The organism is Rhodococcus sp. Leaf233, from assembly GCF_001426165.1.
In the GTDB taxonomy this organism is placed as follows: domain Bacteria; phylum Actinomycetota; class Actinomycetes; order Mycobacteriales; family Mycobacteriaceae; genus Rhodococcoides; species Rhodococcoides fascians.
Genome location: NZ_LMRO01000009.1, coordinates 1 through 22101, shown reverse-complemented (window position 1 = coordinate 22101; position 22101 = coordinate 1). Strand labels below are relative to the sequence as shown.

General features: G+C 63.2%; 10 protein-coding genes and 1 pseudogene. 4 read left to right on the top strand and 7 right to left on the bottom strand.

Annotated elements, in window-relative coordinates; genetic code table 11:
• Positions 1-471: 471 nt before the first annotated feature.
• Positions 472-648: a hypothetical protein gene (locus ASH04_RS10815; RefSeq protein WP_156394523.1), complete on the bottom strand. Its 177-nt coding sequence runs from the start codon at positions 646-648 to the stop codon at positions 472-474.
• A gap of 162 nt (positions 649-810) precedes the next feature.
• Between ASH04_RS10815 and ASH04_RS10810 the strand changes: the two genes are divergently transcribed.
• Positions 811-1605 (top strand): endonuclease/exonuclease/phosphatase family protein, encoded by a 795-nt coding sequence (locus ASH04_RS10810; protein ID WP_057473502.1) that lies wholly within the window; start codon positions 811-813, stop codon positions 1603-1605.
• Positions 1606-1632: 27 nt separating this feature from the next.
• Here the strand turns inward: ASH04_RS10810 and ASH04_RS10805 are convergent, their stop codons facing one another.
• Entirely contained in the window at positions 1633-2508 is an 876-nt protein-coding gene (locus tag ASH04_RS10805) for a cyclopropane mycolic acid synthase family methyltransferase (protein ID WP_057473501.1), read from the bottom strand.
• Entirely contained in the window at positions 2508-12368 is a 9861-nt protein-coding gene (locus tag ASH04_RS10800) for a non-ribosomal peptide synthetase (protein ID WP_082519224.1), read from the bottom strand. The genes ASH04_RS10805 and ASH04_RS10800 overlap by 1 nt, the downstream gene beginning before the upstream one ends.
• 186 nt (positions 12369-12554) lie before the next feature.
• Here ASH04_RS10800 and ASH04_RS10795 point away from each other — a divergent pair, with 186 nt between their 5' ends.
• The 3 genes from ASH04_RS10795 to ASH04_RS10780 all read left to right on the top strand — a co-directional run bounded on the left by ASH04_RS10795 (position 12555) and on the right by ASH04_RS10780 (position 17422).
• A complete protein-coding gene (locus ASH04_RS10795) occupies positions 12555-14351 on the top strand; it encodes a DUF4012 domain-containing protein (protein ID WP_235579990.1) in 1797 nt (598 codons plus the stop codon).
• Positions 14352-15318: 967 nt separating this feature from the next.
• Positions 15319-15813 carry a DapH/DapD/GlmU-related protein gene (locus ASH04_RS26510; protein ID WP_057473497.1) on the top strand — a complete coding sequence of 165 codons (495 nt, stop codon included), beginning with the start codon at positions 15319-15321 and terminating at the stop codon, positions 15811-15813.
• A 331-nt stretch (positions 15814-16144) separates the two neighbouring features.
• On the top strand, positions 16145-17422 hold the full coding sequence (locus ASH04_RS10780; RefSeq protein ID WP_057473496.1) for a hypothetical protein: 1278 nt from the start codon (positions 16145-16147) through the stop codon (positions 17420-17422).
• Positions 17423-17769: 347 nt separating this feature from the next.
• Here the strand turns inward: ASH04_RS10780 and ASH04_RS10775 are convergent, their stop codons facing one another.
• The 4 genes and pseudogenes from ASH04_RS10775 to rfbA all read right to left on the bottom strand — a co-directional run bounded on the left by ASH04_RS10775 (position 17770) and on the right by rfbA (position 22082).
• Positions 17770-19386: a polysaccharide biosynthesis tyrosine autokinase gene (locus tag ASH04_RS10775; protein ID WP_057473495.1), complete on the bottom strand. Its 1617-nt coding sequence runs from the start codon at positions 19384-19386 to the stop codon at positions 17770-17772.
• Between the two features lie 1081 nt (positions 19387-20467).
• Positions 20468-20593 (bottom strand): annotated as a pseudogene (locus ASH04_RS27160) (dTDP-4-dehydrorhamnose 3,5-epimerase); the annotation flags it as partial.
• A 38-nt stretch (positions 20594-20631) separates the two neighbouring features.
• Positions 20632-21213 (bottom strand): dTDP-4-dehydrorhamnose 3,5-epimerase family protein, encoded by a 582-nt coding sequence (locus ASH04_RS10770; RefSeq protein ID WP_057473494.1) that lies wholly within the window; start codon positions 21211-21213, stop codon positions 20632-20634.
• The gene (gene rfbA, locus ASH04_RS10765; protein WP_057473904.1) at positions 21210-22082 is read right to left on the bottom strand and encodes a glucose-1-phosphate thymidylyltransferase RfbA; all 873 of its coding nucleotides are present in this window, start codon (positions 22080-22082) and stop codon (positions 21210-21212) included. The genes ASH04_RS10770 and rfbA overlap by 4 nt, the downstream gene beginning before the upstream one ends.
• Between the last annotated feature and the right edge of the window lie 19 nt (positions 22083-22101).

The window sequence follows — 22101 nt, the reverse complement described above, 5'->3', positions numbered from 1 at the left end:
CAGCGCATTGATCCTCGAACTTACTGGTGCCACTGCGGGCGCATAACGTTTGTCTAGTTCCTCTTTCGGGTCAGCGAGCGTAAACCCTCAGCCCACTGTCTGGCCGTATGGAGTCGTCGCGACCTCGGTCGCCATGAATCCAACAACGGAGCCGATGACCGCCGGAATGGCGCAGCTGCGGTTCGGGTGAACGTCGCCGCGAGCGCTACGACTTCGGCCGAAACTCACACCTATCCAACCAGCGCTCGGCTACGAATGCGGCTCATGTGGTGGGTTGTCGGCATCGTTGCCGTGTGGTTACTGATCGGCGCAGTTGTCGCCGTGTGGGTCGGCCGTGGGATTCGCCGAGCCGACGTCGAGGAGTCCGCTGCTGAGTTACCGCGCCGAACGACTCACGAACCGCCACCGAAAAAGGACGCCGCGTAATCGTGTGGTGTCGGCCCCGTGCCGTGAGCCGGCTTCAGGAACGCGTCACGAGCGAACTGTGCGAGCACGAATCAACACCACTACTCCCATCCCTACGAGGGCCAGGATCAGCGGTGCCGCTATCGCCATGTTCGCGCCGATGGTAGTGAACAGGACCAGCGACGCGAGAGCCGCGAGGAAATACACAGCCGCAAAACGCGGTGCCCAGAAAACTGTCTGCATGGATCCTCCGACATCAGAAGCAGATTCATTCGGACGGGACGACGAAAACGAGATGCACACGACCATTGTCGTTAGCCAGAGTACATAGTTGAAAAGTGCAGTCAAGAGTTGCTGCGCAAATTTTCGATTCGCTTCGACCACCCGCTGGGGTACTTTTGGTCTGTGAGAGTGGTGTCGGTCAACGCTTGGGGTGGAGCGATGTACGACGAGCTCTTACCCTGGCTGCGCGCCGTCGATGCAGACATCGTCTGCTTGCAAGAAGTTACGCGCACTCCACAGAGGTCGGGATGGGCTACCTTCGCCGACGGTGAGAGGACGCTCCCGCAACGGTTGAACCTCTTCGATGACGTGTCCTCCGCACTGCCCGGATACACCCCATATTTCGTTGCGAACGACGCAGGTCCGGTGACCGACGACGAAGGCGTTCGGCTGCGACAGGACTTCGGCATCGCAACATGGGTTCGAGACGACATTCCCGTTATCGGGCTCGACGCCCGATTCGTGCACTCGCAGTTCGTCGACTACACGGACTGGGATGTCGAGGACCGACCTCGCTCAGCACTCACGGTGACAGTCCGAGACCGTCTCGGTGGGAAGACAGTCTCCGTAATCCAGCTGCACGGCCTTCGAGATCCGGCGGGTAAACAGGACACCCCCGCCCGCGCCGAGCAGGCCCGCAGACTAGCGGTGATCGTTGAAGAAGCCTGTGGCACAAGTGATGTCGCAGTTCTCTGCGGCGATCTTAATCTCCTTCCGTCGAGCACGACGTTCCACGTGCTGAGGGAACACGGGATGGTCGACCTCGTCGGCAACGCCGATACCCGGGCATCGAGCTACACCAAACCGATACGTCATGCCAGCTATGTTCTGGTCTCGTCCACCGCGGCTGTGCGTAATTTCGAGATCGTGGCCGAGCCCGAGGTTTCCGATCACCGCGCACTGATGCTGGAAATCTGACCTGGGAGTACGAGCGCGGTCTCAACATCACTCGGCAGGCGTGTCTCCCGCTTCGAGGGTGAACTGCACAACGTTGATGCGTGAGTTCTTGAATCGCTCCGACGACCCGGTCAGGTACTGCACGTATTTGTCGTAGGTCGCTTCCGACGACAGTGCGATGGCCTCGTCCTTGGACGCGATCAGCTTCTCTGCCCACGTGTCGAGTGTCCGCGCATAGTGTGGTCCCAGCGCGTGCTCGCGGAGCAACTCGAATCCCGCCTCGGCCGCTTTCGCCTTCACCACCTTGACCAACGTCAACTGCCCACCGGGGAAGATGTCGCGCAGGATGAAGCGGGAGAAATGCGCATCCTCACGCGTGAGTCCACCCCCGGAGGCAGGATCGGGCGGCGTGATGACGATGGTGTGCAACAACATTCGGCCGCCGGGCTGCAACACCGAGCGGCACTTGGCGAAGAACGCCGAGTACCGCTGACGTCGGAAGTGCTCGAACGCGCCGATGCTGACGATCCGATCGACGGGCTCGTCGAATTCTTCCCAACCCTGCAACCGGATGTCGACGTTGCGTTCGGTCGGGAGGTCGGCGACGAGCGCGCGGCCACGGTCGTACTGGTTTCGACTCAACGTCAGACCGATGACATTGACGTCGTATTTCTCCACCGCCCGTTTGACGAGAGCACCCCAGCCGCAACCGATATCGAGCAGTGTCATGCCCGGCTTCAGATCGAGCTTGCCCAGGGCCAGGTCGATCTTGGCCGTCTGCGCTTCCTCCAACGTCATGTCGTCACGCTCGAAGTAGGCGCAGCTGTACGTCATGCTCGGATCGAGGAACAGCGCGAAGAAATCGTCCGACAGGTCGTAATGCGCCCGCACATCATCGACGAACGGCTCCAGTTGTTGGTTCATCACGCCACACCCTTCCCCACAGCATCGGCGCCGATCACTCGGCCTAGTGCACGGGCACCCTGCTCGCCCAGCATGTCTTCGTGTTCCACATCGACCTCTGTCACCGAGATCCGCCCGTCGACGAGGCCCGTCCAGTGCTTCGCGCCGTCCGAGCCACGAGCAGCGAAGTAGTGGACATCGCCCGCGTACACCGCCGGCCGGTACGACGCGACCCAGCTGGCAGCGGCGACGACCGGTCTATACATGGCACGTAAATCGTCCTCGGTGAGGAATGTCAGTTCGGTTCGCGTACTCCGCAATTCGGCAACAATGTCCGCGAAGGACGTCGCCTCGACCCCGAGCTGACGAGCCAGATCGTCGACGCCGAATTCCTCGGCGTCGTCGGGTGCAGCGAGTTGAGCATCGACGAGGGCCAGCAGCGCGACGTCCTCGCCTTCCGACTGCAACTGCACGGCCACCGCGTGGGCTATCACACCGCCGAGCGACCACCCCAGCAGGTGGTAAGGCCCCTGAGGCTGAACATCTCGAATCATCCGCACGTACGCGAAAGCGAACTCCTCGATCGACGACGGCGCAGCGTCACGATTCGAGATGCCCGGATCCTGCAGGCCGTACACCGGGCGGTCCGTCTCCCCGAGCAAAGACAGGTAGCTCCAGGCAATTCCGATGGCCGGGTGCACACAGAACAGGGGTGCGCCCACGCCGTCGGTCCGCAGCGGCAGCAGGACATCGAACGCGCCACTCGATTCCGCATCCCCGTCGTCCATGTCGAGGCGCCCGGCCAATGCCGTGATCGTCGGGTGCTCGAGCAATGCACTGATCGGGATTCGACGGCTCAGTTTGTCGCCGAGGGCGTCCATCACCTGTACCGCCGACAGGGAATGCCCGCCGAGGTCGAAGAAGTTATCGTCGATACCGATGCCCTCGCCAGCGATGTGCAGTACGTCGGAGAACACGGTGTGTACGAGTACTTCGGTGGACGAGACCGGCGCGCGTCGTTCGGTCGACGTCACTGTGGGTTCGGGCAGCCTGCTCGTATCGACCTTGCCCGACAACGTCATCGGCAGTGCATCCACGACGGTCACCGTGCTGGGCACCATGTACGCGGGCACTGTTCTCGCCAGAAAGTCGCGAGTCTCTCGCGGTTCGACCGCACCCACTACATAGGCAGCCAAGGAGTTCGCATGCCCGATCACGCTGGCTTGACGCACGGTGGGGTGACGCAGCAGTGCCGCCTCGACCTCGGCGAGTTCGACGCGATGGCCGCGGATCTTCACCTGTGAATCGACTCGGCCCAGGTATTCGAGTTCGCGTCCGGTCTCGCGCGCCACCCACCGCACCAGATCGCCGGTGCGATAGAGCCGGCCGTCGCCGAAGGGATTGGCGACGAAGCTGCTCGATGTCAACGCAGCGTCGCCCACGTACCCTTCGGCCAGACCGGCCCCGCCCAGGTACAGCTCCCCCACGACGTCGGTGCCCACCGGTCGCAGACGGGCATCGAGAACCACCGTGTCGAATCCGAGGGTCGGCTCGCCGATGGTCACCGCAGCCGCTGCCCAGTCCCGCTGATGCGTGGTGCAGGTGCTCATGACGGTCCCCTCGGTGGGCCCGTACGCGTTGAACACCGAACGATCCTGCGACCACCGCTGCAGCAGTGCAGAATTGGCGGCCTCGCCGGCCATGACGACCACACGAAGAGAAGGCAGAGCCGCAGAGTCGGTCACCTGCAGCACGGTCGGCGTGAGGCAAGCATGGGTCACCTGGTACCGGTCGATGAGCGCTTCGAGCTCACGCCCTCCATGCACCTCGGGCGGCACGATCACCACGCTCGCTCCGGCACCGACGGCCATCAGCGTCTCGAAGATCGACGCATCGAAACTCGGTGACGCGAACTGCAACACGCGGGAGGTCGGCTCGACGTCGAACAGGTCTCGTTGGCTCTGAACGAGATTCGCGATACCGCGGTGCGTCACCCGAACGCCCTTCGGCACCCCGGTGGATCCCGAGGTGTAGACGACGTACGCCGTGCTGTCGACGGGTGCTTCGCGTACCTGGAAGTGGTCGAGCTCGTCACCATCGGCCGTCAGCCAGTCGTTTCCGGCCGAGTGGAAGTCCACGGACGTGATTCCCGTGACGGGGGCAGCGCGGTCGAGAATCTCCCGTACTCGCGCGGCGGGCTGAGACGGGTCGATCGGCAGGAAGCCGGCACCGGTCTTGGCCACGGCCCAGATCGCGGTGAGGTACTCGACAGACCGCGGCACAGCGATCGCCACCAACGATCCCGGCTCGACGCCGGCCCGGATGAGCTTGTCGGCCAGTGCATTCGATTGCCTGTCCAGCTCGCGGTAGGTCATCGAACGCGAGTCGTCGATCACCGCGATGTTGTCGGGCCAGCTACTCGCCGCCCGCACGAATACTTGAGCCAGTGTGGACTGATCGGCCGTGCCGTCTCGGCGGGACACGACCGCCGATCCGCCCTGACCGAATTCTGCACTGCCGAGCCGAAGGTCCGGTGCCGCGGCGACCGTGTTCAACACCGTGATCAGACGTTCTGCCAGTCCTGTGACGACCGCCTGAGAGAACCGGTCGGCGGAATACGACAGAGTGCCCAGCAGCCCGGCATCGGATTCTTCGACGACGAACTCCAGATCGAATTGCGTCGCCGTGATGTCCACTCGACGCGGATTGACGGCGCTCGGACCCAATTCGATGGTGGGCGTAATGATGTCACCGAATGCCAGAAGAACCTGGAACAGTGGGTGCGTGTCGACGGCGCGGGTGGGTTGTACCGCGTCCACTACCCACTCGAACGGCACGTCCGAGTTCGCGAAGGCATCGAGATCCCGGTTGCGTACCTCGGTCACGAAGTCCTCGAACGTCGTCGCCGGATCGACGTCGGTCCGCAGGACGACGGTGCCGACGAACATGCCGACGAGGTGGTCGAGCGCCGGGTCTGCTCGACCCGACACCGGGGTTCCGATGGCGATGTCCCGAGTTCCGCTGGCCTCGGCAAGTACGGCCGCCAGCGCCGCATGGACGACTACGAAGACCGTCGCGCCCAGTCGATGCGCGAGCGACCGCAGACTCGCGAGAGTGTCTGCATCGACGGCAAACTGGACTCCCGACGCCTCCTGCTCGGCGTCAGGAGTGCCGGTGGGCAGGTCGAGGAATTCCGGCAGGCCGGCCAGCGTGCGACGCCAGAAGTCGAGCTGCTCGGACGCCACCGCGTCGAGGACGTCGCGTTGCCACACCCGGTAGTCCGCATAGTCGACGGCGAGTGGAGTGAACGGCGGTGTAGCTCCGGCCGTTCGAGCCAGCAGAGCCGTCTCGATGTCGCGGCTCAATGGACGTAGCGACAGGCCGTCGACCGCGATGTGGTGGGCGACGACGGTCAGCACGCGCTCACCGCGACGTTCCGCAAGCATCAGTCGCAGCGGTGCCTCGACGGTCAGGTCGAAGCCCTGCTGCGCCACCCCGCCGATGCCCGCGTGGGCGTCGTCCAGTGTCGACAGCACGATCTGCGGATCGAGGACGACGGTGACGGGCCCATCCCCCGTCGACGGGTACACCGTGCGGAGCGGCGTATGCCGTTCCAGCACATCGGCAATCGCAGCGCGCAGCACCTCGAGGTCGAGGCCTTCCGGAAGCGTCACCTCGAAGGCGATGTTGTAGGCCGCCGATGTCGGGTCGTATCGATTCTGCAGCCAAATGCGTCGCTCGGCCGGCGCAAGACCGGAGTAGGAGCGCGCATCCGCGCGGTGCACCAACGCAGGGAGCGCGGTGTAGTTGTCGGACAGCAACTCGATCGCCGACGCGAGCTGCGTCGCGGTGGGGGCCTCGAATACCGTCCGCACCGGAACCCGAACGCCGAGCACCGCACTGATGCGGGTGGCGACGCGGGTGGCCGCGAGGGAGTCTCCCCCGAGGACGAAGAAATTGCTGTCGACGGCCGGCACGTCGATTCCCAACGTGTCGGCGAAGATTCCGAGGATGACGTCCTGCGTCAACGTGCGTCCGGCCCCCGACTCGGAGTCCGACGATATCGCTGGAATCAAGGCCGCCTTGTCCACCTTTCCGTTGCCGGTCAACGGAATACGATCGATCGACGTGATGACGGCCGGCTGCATCGCCAACGGCAGCCGGTCCAGGAGCCACTGGGCCGCATCGAACTCGCTGGTTCCCACCACCCAGGCGTGAATTCTGCTGTCGACCACCAGTGCTGTCGCTGCGCTGACGTCGGGATGTGCCGTCAGTGCACTCTCGATGTCGCCCAATTCGATGCGCACACCGTTGATCTGCACCTGGTCGTCACGCCGACCGCGGTAATCGAGCAACCCCGACAGCTCACGTCGGACAAGATCACCGGTCCGGTACATCCGGGCACCGCCGTCGGTTGCGACGAAGCGCGCGGCGGTGGACGCCGGATCGGCTCGGTAGCCGCGAGCTACTCCGGACCCCGCGAGATACAGCTCTCCGACACCTCCGAGTGGCACCGGCTGCAACCGGTCGTCGAGCACGAAGGCTCCGACGTGATCCAACGGCCGACCGATCGTCACAGGCTCCCCGGGGCGCAGTGATTCGGCCAGTGTGGCCACCACCGTGGCTTCGCTGGGTCCGTAGGCGTTGAGCATCGAGCGTCCGGGCGACCACCCGTCGACGACACCGGCACCCAGCACGTCTCCACCGACGGCGACGGTCTCGATGCCGTCCACCGGCGGTACCGTCGCGAGCACCGCGGGTGTGGACAGGTAGTGAGTTACCTGCTGCTCGACGAGGAAGGCGGCCATCTCCTCGCCGCCGAGGAGGTCACGTGGCGCGATCACCATGGTCGCTCCGGCTCCGAACGCGAGCACGAGCTCGAGCACGGCGGCATCGAAGTTCACCGAGTATCCGTGCAGCACCCTGGATGTCGCTTCGACGCCATAGCGCGAAACAACTTGCTGCGCGAGCGAATACACACCCTGATGCGTCACGACGACCGGCTTGGGTGTGCCGGTGGAACCCGACGTATGGATCACGTACGCCGGGTGCGCGGGTTCGAGCGTGGCCAGGCGGTCGTCGTCGGTCAGTGGCGCGTCGCTGAACGTCTGCGCGTGGCTCTCCTCGACCCACCGCACTCCCGGTTCTGTTCCGCCGAAGCCGATCTCGATGGGCCCCAGCATCTGCTCACGGCGAGCCGCCGGGTAGCGGGGATCCACCGGTACGAACGCTCCACCGGCCTTCACCACGGACCACAGCGCCACGATGTACTCGGCCGAGCGCTCGAGCGACAACGCGACGAGGGTCTCCGGTCCAACGCCGTGGGCGATCAACAGTCGCGCGATCCGGTTGGACCGGTGATCGAGTTCGAAGTACGTCAGCGATTCCAGGCCATCGATCGCCACCGAATCCGCTGTGCCACGGACCAACACGTCGAGGAGCGTGCCGCTCTCGGATTCGGCCGGTAGTGCCGGGGCATCGGCGAGAGCGAGGCTGCCGACGACGAAAGCGGAGTCCGACACCGCCGCGTGCAGGATTGCCGTCACCGTGGATGCGAACTGTTCGACGGTGGCCCGCTGATACAGGTCCAGCGCATATTCGATCTGTCCGACGAGACCGGCAGACTCGGCATGTCCGGCGGAGAATTCCTCCAGCACGAGATTGAGGTCGAACTCCGAGGTGCGAGTGGGTATCTCCAACACCGAGAACGGCAGGTCGTCGACCGACCGGTGCGGTGCATTGTCGAATGCCAGCATCACCTGGAACAACGGGTGCCGATCCAGCGATCGATCGGTCGTCACCGCATCGACGATGCGCTCGAACGGCACCTCCGAGTGCGAGAAGGCGTCGAGGTCTGCGGAACGGACGGCACCCAGCAGGCCGGCGAAACTGCCGGCCGGGTCCACTGTGACTGCGAGAGGGAGGGTTCCGACGAACATTCCGACCATTTCGTCGAGCGCCTCGTGGCCTCGCCCGGCCGTCGGCGATCCGACCACCACGCGGTTCGATGTGCCGAATCGACTCAGGGCCGCAGCCACGGCGGCGTGGACCACCATGAACGTGGTCGCGTTGTTCGACCGCGCCAGCTCACGGATACCCGCATGTAGGTCCGGCCCTATCTCGAACGGAACCGCGTCGGTGGTCATCGATTGCACGGCAGGCCGGGGGAAGTCGGACGGCAATTCCGCCAGCGCGGTGTCGCGCTCCCCCAGAACCGAGGTCCAGAACGAGAGTTGTTCGTCGGCAACCGCATCCACCGTCGCGCGGTTCCACACCGAGTACTGGCCGTACTGCGCACGTAGGCGCGGCCACGTCGGTGCATGACCGGCCGCGCGTGATGCGTGGGCAAACGCGAAGTCGCGCACGAGTGGGTCGAGGGACCATCCGTCCATCGAGATGTGGTGCACCACCACGACGACCACGGTGTCGCCGGACTCCTCCACGCTCAGCAGCGCTGCCCGGATGGGCACGTCGGCCGCGACGTCGAATCCCTGCCCGGCAATAGCCGTGACGGCGTCGTCGAGGTGATGCTCGGGCACAGTGCGCGCCGGTACGTCGACCAGGACGGTGTCGGTGGGCCGCACCACCTGCCGTGGGCCGTCGCCGTCGCCCGGGTAGTAGGTGCGCAGCGCTTCGTGTCGTTCGGCGACGTCGCGCAGTGCCGTCAGGACCAACGACGCATCGCTACCCGCTGCGACCCGGATGGCGATGGGCATGTTGTAGGCAGGTGATGCGGGGTCGAACTGGTTGAGGAACCACAGGCGCTGCTGCGCGTACGACAGCGGGACATGTTCCGGCAGAACGGTATCGAGCAGGTCGAGCGACGCTTCACGTTCGGCGGAGGAATCGATGGCGGCCGCGACGGCGCGGACGGTGGGGTCGGCGAACAACGCGGTGAGCGAGACTCCAGAGCCGAGGCGAGCGAGCACTCGGGTGGCGCTGAGCGAGTCACCACCGAGCTCGAAGAAGGAGTGCTCGCGACCCACCTCCTCGACGCCGAGAACGTCGGCGAAGGCTGCCGCGACAGCGCGTTCGGTGGCGGTCTGCGGCGCGACGTACTCGGTGTCCGTCGGCGCGGTGGGGGCCGGTAGTGCGCGGCGGTCGACCTTGCCGCCTGCCGTCATCGGCAGTGCGTCCAGAACCACGATGTGACGGGGAATCATCCATGCCGGCAACCGGTTCCGCAGGTGGCTGTCGAGCCCGTCGGCGGCACCGGTGACGTACAGGGCCAGTCGATCGTCGCGAACGACGGCCGCGGCCGCGATCACTCCAGCGAATGAGGTTGCTGCGGCTTCGATCTCGCCGAGTTCGAGCCGACGCCCGTGCAGTTGGACCTGCTGGTCGGAGCGGCCCAGGTATTCGAGCGAGGACCCGTCGAACGACCACCGGACGATGTCGCCCGTGCGGTACAGCCGCGCTCCGGCCACGCCCGGGTCGGCAACGAACCGCGTCGCCGTCGAACCGGGTTGGCCGTCGTATCCGCGGGCGAGTCCGTCGCCGCCGAGATACAGCTCGCCGACGCCGCCGTGGGGCGTGGGCCGCAGGTGCGAATCCAGTACCAGCGCACGAACACCCGGCAGCGGTGAGCCGATGGTGACGCGCTCACCGGCGACCATTGGGGCAGACAGTGTCGCCAATACCGTTGTCTCGGTGGGGCCGTAAGCGTCGAGCATCGTTCGTTCGGGAGAGGCGAACCGGTCGCGCAACATGGGTGGGCACTCTTCGCCGCCGACGTCGAAGACTTCGATGGAGTGCAGATCCTCCGGGTCGAGTGTCGCCAGCACCGTCGGTGAGGTGATCAGGTGGGTGATCTTCTCGCCGGCCAAGAACTCGGCGAGGGCAGGCCCGGCGTAGACATCGGCCGGGGCGATCACCAGGGTGGCACCCGCCGCGAAGGCCGCGAGGATTTCCTGGATGGACGCGTCGAACACCGGCGAGGCCAGGTGCAGCACTCGCGAGTCGGCGGTGACGGCATACCGCTCGACGACGTTGTCGGCCAGTTGCGCCAGGCCGCGATGAGTGACACTGACGGCCTTGGGTTTTCCGGTCGATCCCGAGGTGTGGATGACGTAGGCCTCGTTGTCGACGTGCAGCGCCGGCGGCACGAGGTCGCGCTCGTTCGCGTCGAGCAGATCCTCGATGTCGAACCATTCGATAGTGTTCGGAAGTTGTTCCAGCACATCCTTGGTGGTGATACCGAATTCGATGTCTGCGCCGGCCAGCACCGTAGCCAGTCGCTCGGCGGGCTCGGTGGGGTCGACCGGCACGAACGAGGCCCCGGCCGTGGAGATCGACCACGAGGCAAGCAGGGATTCGTAGGAGCGTTCCATCGCCACGGTAATGCGCTTCTCGACGCCTGCTCCCAGCGAAACCAGTTGCGCTGCAATGTGATCTGCGACCCGGGTGAAATCCTCACTGGACTGATCGACACCCGCGGCACGCACCACCGTCCCGCGTCGCAGCAGCGACGGCAGCGGCGCCGGCGTCACCGTGTCCGCTGGACGTGCAGTCAGCAACGCTGATTCGTCGTCGGCGTCGAGCACGTCCAGTTCCGATACCGCAAGGCCCTCAGGGGCATTCACCACCGCACGCAGCAGAGCCAGGAACCGGCGGTGATGGGCTGCGAGCTCATCGGTGGAGTAGAGAGCCGGATTGCCGAGGAAGTCGACGCGGGTGCTGGTGCCTGCGACTCCGGGGTAGACGTTGACCATCATGTCGTCGATGGGTCCACTGGAAAGCACACGGTATTCGCCGATGACGTCACCGAGCCGAATTGTGCTGTTGTACATCATGATGTTGACCGTGGGGCCGAACACTCCGCGTCCCGCGGCGGCGCTGCCGGTGCCGTCGCCGGTCTCGCGCTGCATGTCCTCGACGCGGAATCGCTGGTGGCGCAGCGCGCCGGTGAGTTCCACCTGAATGCGTCGGAGGAGCTCTTCGACGGTCACACCCTGTTCGACGCCGATACGCAGGGGCACGACGTTGGACATCATGCCGGACGATTCCCGCAGTTTGGTGGTCGCTCGGCCCGATACCGGGAGGCTGAGCATGACGTCGTCGGTGTCGGTCATGCGCGCGAGATACAGCGCGAACGTGGCGAGCACGACGGGAACATCGGAGCTGTTGTACCGATGTGCCACGGCTGCCACGGCTTCGGTGAGGTCTGCGTCCAGCACGGCACCCACACTCACCGTCACGCCACTCGGTGCCGCGCGCGTGTACGTGTTGCCGGCCAGTCGGGGTGCGTCGAGGTGGCCGTCGAGTCGGCCGAGCCAGTACTGGCGGTCGGTGTCGTAGCGGGAGGAGTTGGGGTACCCGGCCTCGTAGTCGTAGATCTCGCGGACGCCGATGGCGCGCGTCTTGGGAATCTCGGTGCCCTCGGTCAACGCGGTGTACACCGCCGCGGTGCGTTCCTGAACGGAGATCGCGCCGAGACCGTCCATGACGATGTGGTGGGCGCGGCTGTACCAGTAGTAGTGCGCATCGTTCACCTGAATGATCTCGGAGGCGATCAACTGATCGCGAACCAGATCGACGGGGCGGCGGTACTGCTCGTTCATGTAGCGCTGAGCATCCTCGACGGGATTCTCGCGGTCTCGGAAATCGCGATAGATCATCGCGTACGGCACCCGGAGGTCTCGCCACTGATACGGATGCCCGTCGTGCAGCCCGATTCGCACTGCGGGCGATTCGAGTTGCCTGCACGCGATGTCCGTGGCTCGGATCAGTACGGCCGGGTCGATATCGCCGCGAATTTCGACGTATTGGGCGATGGTGAACGGTACGTCCGGTGCGAGCTGCTGGGCGAGATAGATATTCATCTGCGCAGCGGACAAAGGGAAGCGGCCATCCTCGAACAGCTCACCAACCTCTGGCGACACTCGATGACCTCCTCAACGCATATGCTTCGACGGCGTGAATTTTCGGCTGACGTGCCGCCCAGCAACGTCGATCTACATCGCCCGTGACAAACCTAGTCGACCCATTGTGAATGCTCTACCCGGATCGGACGACAGGTACGCCGGAACCGCCACTCCCCTTTAGGCTATGCACTCGACCGACTTCCTATGACCGAGAGGCCACCGACAATGGCGACCAGTTCCACCGATGTTCGTGGTTCTCGATCCGGCAAGAAGCGGCCGATTCTCCTGACGGTAGGGGTGTTGCTGGTCGTCCTCGTCGCATTTCTGGTGTGGCTGGGGTACGAGGCCTACACCGCTCAGTCCAGCCTGAACGCGACGCGCGACTCCGCCACGCAGGCGAAAAATGCTCTGCTCGACGGTGATGCGGCCGGTGCCGAGGCTGCGGCCGCTCGGGCCTCGGAATCGGCGGACGACGCGGTGTCGGCAACGACGTCCATCCCGTTTTCGATAGCGAAAGCCGTTCCTTACCTTGGTAGTCCGCTGAAATCGGTAGCTCAGATCACCGACGTGGTGCACGGTTTGGCCGTGGACGTCCTCACTCCCGCATCGACGGCGGGCGAAAGCCTGAACCCGAGCAGCCTCGTCGAAGGTGGCGGCAAGGTCGATACCGCCGCTCTTCGGGGCGCACAACCCGTGCTGGAGCAGACCGCCGCCGCAGCCGAGGAATTGAGCCTCCAAGCCCAGCAGGTGGACAAGCCCGCATTCCTCGGCGTCGTGAGCGACGCACGTACGTCGTTGATCGACCAAACACACGACCTCGCAGGCCTGCTCACCAACACGCGCATCGCCAGTCAGCTGTTGCCGTCGATGCTCGGCGACAACGGCCCGCGCAGTTACTTTCTCGCGTTCCAGACCAACGCCGAGGCCCGCGGTACCGGCGGTCTGCTCGGCGGCTACGGCATCATTCGCGCCGAGAACGGCACCGCCCGTGTCGACACCCTCGGCAGCAACAACGAACTCGAATTCGCGGAGCAGCCCATCGACCTGGGCCCCGAGTACAACGCACTGTGGGCGCCGCGTAACACCACGACCGACTTCCGTAACTCGAATGCGAGCCCACACTTTCCGTATGCGGGCCAGATCTGGTCGTCCATGTGGACCGAGCAGACCGGTGAGGTGCTCAACGGTGCCATCGCCACCGATCCGATTGCGTTGAGCTACATCCTCGGAGCCACCGGCCCGGTCACGTTGGCCGACGGTGAGCAGATCACCGCAGACAACGTCGTCGAAATCACCCTCAGCACAGCCTATTCGAGGTTCGGCGACGACCAGTTGGCACGCAAGGCGTATCTACAGCAGATTGCGTCCGCAGTGGTGCAGAAGATGACGACGGGCGCTGCCCCCACCAGATCTTTGCTCGACGCGGTGGGCCGCGCCGGCAGTGAGGGCCGCATTTCGGTGTGGAGCGCAGATCCGGCCGAGCAGGCAATTCTGGCCGGCACCAAGGTGGGTCACGTGTTGCCGGACAGCCCGGCTCCCTACGCCAATGTGGTGGTCAACAATGCCGGTGGCAACAAGCTGGATTACTACCTAGCGCGCGATATCAAATATTCGGCCGAATCCTGCACCGCCGGGACGCGCAAGTCGACAGTGACGGCGACGCTGACCAACAATGTGGACCCGAACGGCCTGACGTCGTACGTGGCGAGCACGTTCCAGCCCAACGTCCCGTACGGCACCAACGAGTCGATCGTCTATCTGTACGGCACTCAGGGCGCGAAAATCACGTCCATGAAGGTCAACGGCATCACAGGATTCTCCATCCAGGCCGGCACCGAATTGGGTCGTCCTGTGCAGGCCGCGTATCTGACCATCCCGCCGGGAAAGTCGCAGACGGTGACCTGGGAGCTCGAGGAGCCCTCGGCTCCGGGTGAGGCGACGGTGCCCGTGCAGCCTTTGGTCGATCAGCCAACCGTGAGCATCGACGTTCCGCAGTGCTGATTGTCCAGCGTTGATTGCCCAGCGCAGACACCCCGGACAATCCCAGCCCGCACTTCATCGTCACAGTAGGTGCCAAGGGGCCGAGCAAGCGTTATTGCTGCAACCGCAGCAATAACGAAAATCCGACGGCATACAGGGCGGTGCGGCATGATTCATCCGATGGGACTGCCGGCAAACCAGATACGAAGCTTGAAGAGTCTTGGGACCTTCTACCTACGTCACCCAAATCGGCTTCGCGAAGTCGCGCAGTGGGCGCAGCACCGGCACAAGAGCACGATTGAGCTGCGACTGCCGTGGTGGAACTATGCCGCTATCGAGGCTGTAAGGGCGGGGCTCTCAACAAGCGCCAGAGTTTTCGAGTACGGCGGTGGCGGTTCCACCCTATGGCTGCACGACCGCGGCGCGAAGCTAGCATCGGTTGAGCACGACTATGACTGGTATGCAGTCCTGCGGGAGACCTTGCCGCCTTCCTGTACCGTTACTTACCAACCCGCGACTGTGATCGGAACGATCAACTCGGAGTCCACCCCAGGCCTGTATTACGACAGCTACGTCCACACGATCGACGCGACTCAGGACCAAAGTTTGGACCTTGTAATCGTCGATGGCCGCGCGCGAGTTGAATGCATCTCAGCAGCTTTCAGCAAGGTCGCACCAGGCGGAATGCTACTTCTAGACGATTCCGACAGGGCGCAATACGCCCGAGCAGCCGAACTACTCGCGGGCTGGCCCCGCTCGGACTATCGCGGCGCGAAGCCCGGCGGAGGCGGGATCGTCCAGACTTCGATTTGGCGTCGCGAGCCATAGTACGCTGGTCCAAACTCCACAAGATATTGCTCGCTGGGGAAATATCCGTGAAACGACACTTAAGCTGCGATCAGTCGACTCCACCGTTTGAGGTCCCCTACGCGGCCCGGGGACTGCGTCGCATAGCGCATCTGCCCTACTTTGATGGGAGAATCACTTCGTGATTACCCGCCTGCGAACCACCCTCCGCAACATCGTATTTAACGGCATAATCTCGTCGACCTTGATTCCGTCTGAGATTCGCTGGTTCTTCTACCGTCTCGCTGGACTCAAGATCCAACGGTGCGGAATACAGTCACATTGCTTCATTGGCGGCACCAAGTTGCGCGTGGAACGAGCGGTTTTCATCAACCATGGAGCGTTCATAGACGCTATCGCACCTGTCAGCATCGGCACACAAACTGCTTTTGGAATGAACGTCTCCATCATCACAACGTCACATGAGATCGGTCCATCAGCGAGACGCGCAGGCAAGGGACTGTCCAGTGCCGTGTGTGTCGGCAGAGGCGTCTGGATCGGTGCGGGCAGCACCATCTGTCCTGGTGTCACCATCGGCGACGGGGTCGTAATCGGCGCTGGCTCGCTGGTGCTGAAAGACTGCGAACCGGACAGCTTGTACGTCGGAAGCCCGGCCCAATTCGTCCGCAGACTGTGAACTGCGATACCACAGATTTTCCGCGCCGGCCCCGAAAAGTGGCTAGTAGGAGAAGACACCTGGAGCGCTCGACGGGCCATGACACGATGCGGTACGGCATGATGCCCGATATGAACAAGGTTCACCTATGGGGGACACGCTTGCTCAGGGTCGGGGTCGGACACGTGAGCGTTGAACATACGCTCGGTTGGTCGACACCAGGAACAGATTTTCGAAGGAGGGTCTCTCACGTGGGTGTCGCAATCTTCGTCGTGTCCACAGCGATTCCGTTCGCGGACTTATTCGCGCGGGGCTTGTGTTCCAAACTTTGGCTACGAGGAGGACTAGCCCGATGAGTGCATTTGACACCGTCAGCGGGGTTCTGCTGGGAATCGCCGGGCTAATCGTCGCGGGAGGTGGGGCATTCTACTTCGCCAGTAGGCCGAAAGCCGCTCTGGCCTTCTGGCTCTGCGCACTATGTGTCGCACCATTCTGGCTGCAGATTCCGGGCTTAATTGCTATCCCCCCGAGCACCATTGCAACACTGATTGTGCTTCCCGCGGTGGTCAGGGCCAGGCCGCAGGACACGATGTCCGGGGTCGACTGGATGCTTGTTGTGACATCGGTTCTGGCTCTACTAGCCGCCGGTCTCGGACTGAGTCCCCGATACGCCGCATCTGCGCTGGTTATCCAGTGGGCATCTGCGTTCTTGGTTGCGCGTCGGCTCGGGTATTCGCTAGGTCGCAAGTACGTGACTGACGTCGTCGCGATGGCCGGCGTCCTCGTGGCCGCGTGGGCAATTATCGAGTTCGCTCTAAAACTGCACGTGTACGAAAGTGTGGGCACGCAACTAGAACTCGGCTTCTGGGCCGAGATTCAAATCCGAGGCGGGCTGGCCCGGAGCGAGGCGGGGTTCGGTCATGCGATCGCACTCGGTGGATTTCTGGCGGCCACAGTGCCATTTGTGATGTCTAGCAGCTTCCAGCTACGACTGCCGATGACAGCGATTGTTGTCATCGGAACAGTGACGACATTAAGCCGCGGTCCGATGCTTTCTGCAATCGTGGCCGTGGTCCTGGCGGTGGTGTTCCTATCTAAAGGCATCAGAACGGCAGTGCGCTTTTGGACCGTCGTTGCAGGAACGCTGATCGCACTTTTTGCGGTGCCGCCACTCCTGCAAAAGTTCGGCGAGATCAGCAACGAACTCGACCCGAGCACGGCCTACCGGGAGAACCTGTGGACAGATATTCCTGGTGACCTGAACTGGATTGGGCAAGCTAGAAACGTCGGTATCGACCCAGCGGGCAGGTCGCTGTGGAGGAACCTCGGCTCGGTCGATTCCACACCACTGCTGATCGGACTCGACTTTGGCTGGATCATCGTTGGCCTGTTTACTGCTTGCATCGTAATCGCGAGTTGGCGTGTCATGAGCCGAAAGGGTTCGGTCGCGGAAATCGCTCTTGTCGCCCAGATCCCAACGCTCGCAACAGTTGCCCTGATCACGCAGTACGGCGCTGCCGTATGGTTCTTCGCGGGTCTTGCTGTCGCCTACCGCCGCCAGGCGCAACATGGCGATGACGAGTCAGACGTGGACATCTCAATCGTCGCCACGCCCAGTGGGCGGTACTGACATCCCGGTCTTGCACGTTCGCGCCAGGTAATTCTCTCGCCTGGCTCTCCCCGCGGTTTAATACTTGGTGGATATTGCTGCTCACGACGGTAGCTCTCGCGACACCCAGGTCGTCATTGTGGTTGATCTATATTTGTCGCGACTCTTTAGAGCCACCCAGTTGCGGTTAACGGACAACGAGGGATCAAGTACTTACTAAGCAGTGATCTAAGTCAGGTCGCACGAAAGCTATTTCGTACTACCGCTGGATCGGATCTGTCCCAACCAAACTGACGCGCCGGTTGGAGTTCAGGTGCAAACCCCACGCCGTAAATAGCGGACGCCATGAAAACGTTGCAGCTGTATGGCTACTTTCGGAAACGTGAGTCCTCGGCCCCATTCGTCGACGGATCGGTTGATACCTCGGGACGGCGCGCCCGCGAGTACGGAGCCGCGCTAGCGGCCGTTCGTGCGGTCTTGGCCGGAGTCGAAGGCGCAGACTGTGCCGATCCGGGGTATGTCGACGCGCGCGGCGGCGGGGTGGGTGCAGCAGCCGGCATCGGATGCTCGACCGGGCCTTGGGGTGCCGGTGCAGGTACAGGGGGCACAACCTGACGCGGCAGGTTGGAATCAGCGGCGTAGTTGTACGAGTAGCTGTACATGTCCCCCTTCTTTGACGGGGTCAACGCCAGCACCACGCCGAGGACGCGGGCACCGATGGTTTCAAGATTGCCGATCGCTCGCGCAAGTTCGTTGGACTTCGTGTGTCCATAGCGGGTGACGAGCAGAGCACCATCGGCATGGGTGGTGAGGACGGCCGAGTCGGTGACGGGCAGCAACGGGGCACCGTCGACGATCACGTAGTCGAACCTCGAACGCAGTTCGACCAACAGAGCACGGGAGGCTTCCGAGCCCAACAGCTCGGACGGGTTCGGTGGGATGGGTCCAGATGCCATGGCCTGCAGTCCCTCGTACTTGGTGGGCTGCAGAACCTCTTCTACCGTTGCTTGGCCGGCGAGAACGGTGCTCATTCCGACCGAGCCAATGAGACCCATGTACTTCGAGACGCGCGGCCGACGCAGATCGCCCTCCACGAGAGCCACGTGGTGACCAGCTTCGGCCAGCGCCACAGCGAGATTCACTGCGGTAGTCGTCTTGCCTTCACTGGGAATCGCACTCGTGACGACGATGACTCTTGGTGGGTGGTCGACCTCGAGGAACTGCAAGTTGGTGCGAAGCTCACGGAACGCCTCGGCACTAGCCGACTGAGTGAGGTCCTGAAAGTCGACGGCGGGATGCGCCTTACGTTCTTTGTCGAAGGGGATCGTGCCGACAAGCGCCTTGCCGGATATTGCTTCGATCTCGCGACGACCCTTGATGGTGTTGTCGAGGCGGTCACGCAGAACCGCGAGGGCAATTCCGAGCAGCAGGCCGACGGCAGCACCGAGGGCGAGATTGCGTTTGGTGTTAGGGCTGACGGGCGTAGACGACGCCTCGGCCTGTTGGAACGTCTTGACCCCGGCCGCAGGGTCCCCGCCGTTCGCCGGTGTCTCTAGTTCGCGGACCTGCTCACTTAGTTCGGTTGCCATCGCATTGGCGATGTCGCGAGCCTGCTCGGGCGACGGGTCGGTCACTGTCAGATTGAACAGGACCGTGTCGGGAGTCGACGACGCCTTCACCTTCGCCGCCAGCTGTGACGCGCTCATACCCTCTAGCGGAAGCACATTCAGGACCCTGGCCGCCAGCGCATCGCTGGTGGCCAACTCCGAGTACGAAGCCACGAGCTGCTGCGAGGTCAAGTTCCCCTGATAGGTCTCACTCACCGACGCGCCACCAGAGGTGGAGACGAACATCCTGGCGCTCGACTCGTACAGCGGCGTAGTCAGCAGGGACGCACCCAGGGCACCAAGGATCACTACGACCACGGTTACGGCGATGATGATCCATCTCGCCTTCAGGATTTTCAGATAATCCTGTATCTCCATGCTTCGAGCTCCTCGTCCGTTCGTACAACCCCGCAACGGGCTACCGTGTGGCTCAATCGTTACATAAGTATTCGATCCCCGTGCACCGGATGCGTACCGAACCGAGAGCCGGTCACTTATTCGTTCGATTCACCAGACTTACTCGGCTAATTCCTTGTTGTGGTGTGTCACTACAATCCGCATCCCCAATTTCAGCTTGAATCGCGATCGCCCGTAAAATTCTCAAGTGTTCCGCCCAGCTAGACTGGGAGCCACTAAGACCCTCCCACCTCGCCTCAGCACCGGTGATCTCCGACACCCCGCTCGTTCCCTTAACTGGTTCGGACTGCGACAGCACCACAATCGACGCACACCCGAACCCTGCCTCACTCCGCACCGACTAGAAGGTGCATCGCAAGCGTCAATTTGGCATTAGTCGCGGGAACCTCGGGCCGAGCAAGGCCCCTCCCCCATGTCCGGTGCTTCCCCACTTTCCCGAACCATCCAACTCTGCGGTTTCTGCAGTGACCCTCTCGGCACGGTCGAGCCGATGTTTCTGAGCCAGCGTTGGCGAAGCGCTGAAAGAACCAAATTAGGTTCCTAGGTAGCCGTGCCCCTGTCTATCAGTTCGTGGCCCGGAGGGCCCCAACGAGCTTCGTGCGAGAGCCCGAGCCGGGACGACGTCGTTTATTGCCCGACCTGCTATACCTCAACCCTGTGGTGCGAGAACGTCGACTCAAGACGCATCAATGAAGGGAAGCCCCTCAGACTGAAAAGAGACCGATTCCACACGAAAATATGCATATGATTGACAAGCAAACGTCCCGAATGACACTGACGCCGCGATGATCGCCGTCTCCAACCGCCGCAGCCGCATTCTCTAGATCTCCCCGATCACTGAGCTATTACCCATCACCTAGGACATCCGACAAATCGAGTTCTTGCGAGAAAGTTCCAAAAGGAACCTGCCTCGACAGATGATTACCTAGATTCAGTAGTAGATCGGCGAAAATGACTCACACGCATTGTTTTGAAAATGCCCATTCACCGATTTCGGTGCCTCGTCAATAACCCGTGGGAATCAATGACCATGGACCCCAACTCAGAAGGTGGGCAGGTTTCCTGCTTCGAGGGCTTCGGTGAGGGTGGGGGCGGCTTTGTCTTTGGCGGAGAGCTCGTAGGTCAGAGGCGATCCGTCGCGGCCGGTGGTGGGCCAGTCGATGCCCAGGGCGGCGGACCGGCGGGTCGTAGAGCCCGACGGTGAACTCAGAAGGTGGGCAGGTTTCCTGCTTCGAGGGCTTCGGTGAGGGTGGGGGCGGCTTTGTCTTTGGCGGAGAGCTCGTAGGTCAGAGGCGATCCGTCGCGGCCGGTGGTGGGCCAGTCGATGCCCAGGGCGGGGTCGAGGGGGTTGATGTCGCGGTCCAGTGCCGGGGTGTATTCGAGGCCGCACAGRTACATSACGGTGGAGTTGTCTTCCAACGACAAGATGGCGTGCCCGAGGCCTTCGGAGAGGAACACTGCTTTGCGGTCGATGTCGTCGATCAGCACGCTGTCCCATTGCCCGAACGTCGGGGAGCCGACGCGCAGGTCGACGATGACGTCGAGGAACGCTCCGCGGGCGCAGGTGACGTATTTCGCTTGCCCGGGTGGGTTGGTGGTGAAGTGGATTCCGCGCAGCACTCCGGCGGCGGAGACCGAGCAGTTCGCCTGCTTCAGATCCAGGGCTCGCCCGGTCGTTTCCTCGAACAGGCTCGCTTTGAACCATTCGAAGAACACGCCGCGGTCGTCACCGAACTGGCGTGGGGTGTATTCGTAGGCGCCGGATATTKTCAGTTCACGAAAGGTCATCTGTTTCCTCGGTCGATCAGGTCGAGCAGGTAGCGGCCGTAGCCGGATTTGACGAGTCTCTCGGCGCGGGCGCGCAGTTCGTCGTCGGTGATGAATCCGCGTCGCCAGGCGACTTCTTCGGGGGACCCGATCTTGAGTCCTTGGCGTTGCTCGATGGTGCGCACGTAGTTGGAGGCGTCGAGCAGGGAGTCGAAGGTGCCGGTGTCGAGCCAGGCGGTGCCGCGGGGCAGGACTTCGACCTGCAGTCGGCCGGCGTCGAGGTAGTGGCGGTTGACGTCGGTGATCTCGTATTCCCCGCGGGCGGAGGGGGCGAGGTCGCGGGCGATGGCGATGACGTCGTTGTCGTAGAAGTACAGGCCGGGGACGGCGTAGTTCGATTTCGGGGCGGCCGGTTTCTCCTCGAGGGAGATGGCTTTGCGGTTCGCATCGAATTCGATGACGCCGTAGGCGGTGGGGTCGGAGACYTCGTAGGCGAAGACGGCTCCGCCGTCGATGGTGTCGAAGCGTGAGAGTTGGGTGCCCAGGCCGGGGCCGTAGAAGATGTTGTCGCCGAGCACCAGGGCGGCGGAGTCGGTGCCGATGTGATCGGCTCCGAGGACGAAGGCTTGGGCGAGGCCGTTGGGCTCGTGTTGGACCTTGTAGGTCAAGGAGATGCCGAATTGGGAGCCGTCGCCGAGCAGGCGTGCGAACTGGTCGGCGTCCTGGGGTGTGGTGATGATGAGGATCTCGCGGATGCCGGCGAGGATCAGGGTCGAGAGGGGGTAGTAGATCATCGGTTTGTCGTAGACCGGGACCAGCTGTTTGCTCACTCCCATCGTGATCGGATGAAGCCGTGAGCCCGTGCCGCCCGCCAGAATGATTCCCCGCATGAGCCCGAAGTCTTCCAGA

Coding starts and splice junctions, on each gene's coding strand:
- ASH04_RS10815 (WP_156394523.1), bottom strand. CDS start 648: ATGCAGACAGTTTTCTGGGCACCGCGTTTTGCGGCTGTGTATTTCCTC.
- ASH04_RS10805 (WP_057473501.1), bottom strand. CDS start 2,508: ATGAACCAACAACTGGAGCCGTTCGTCGATGATGTGCGGGCGCATTAC.
- ASH04_RS10795 (WP_235579990.1), top strand. CDS start 12,555: ATGACCGAGAGGCCACCGACAATGGCGACCAGTTCCACCGATGTTCGT.
- ASH04_RS10780 (WP_057473496.1), top strand. CDS start 16,145: ATGAGTGCATTTGACACCGTCAGCGGGGTTCTGCTGGGAATCGCCGGG.
- ASH04_RS10775 (WP_057473495.1), bottom strand. CDS start 19,386: ATGGAGATACAGGATTATCTGAAAATCCTGAAGGCGAGATGGATCATC.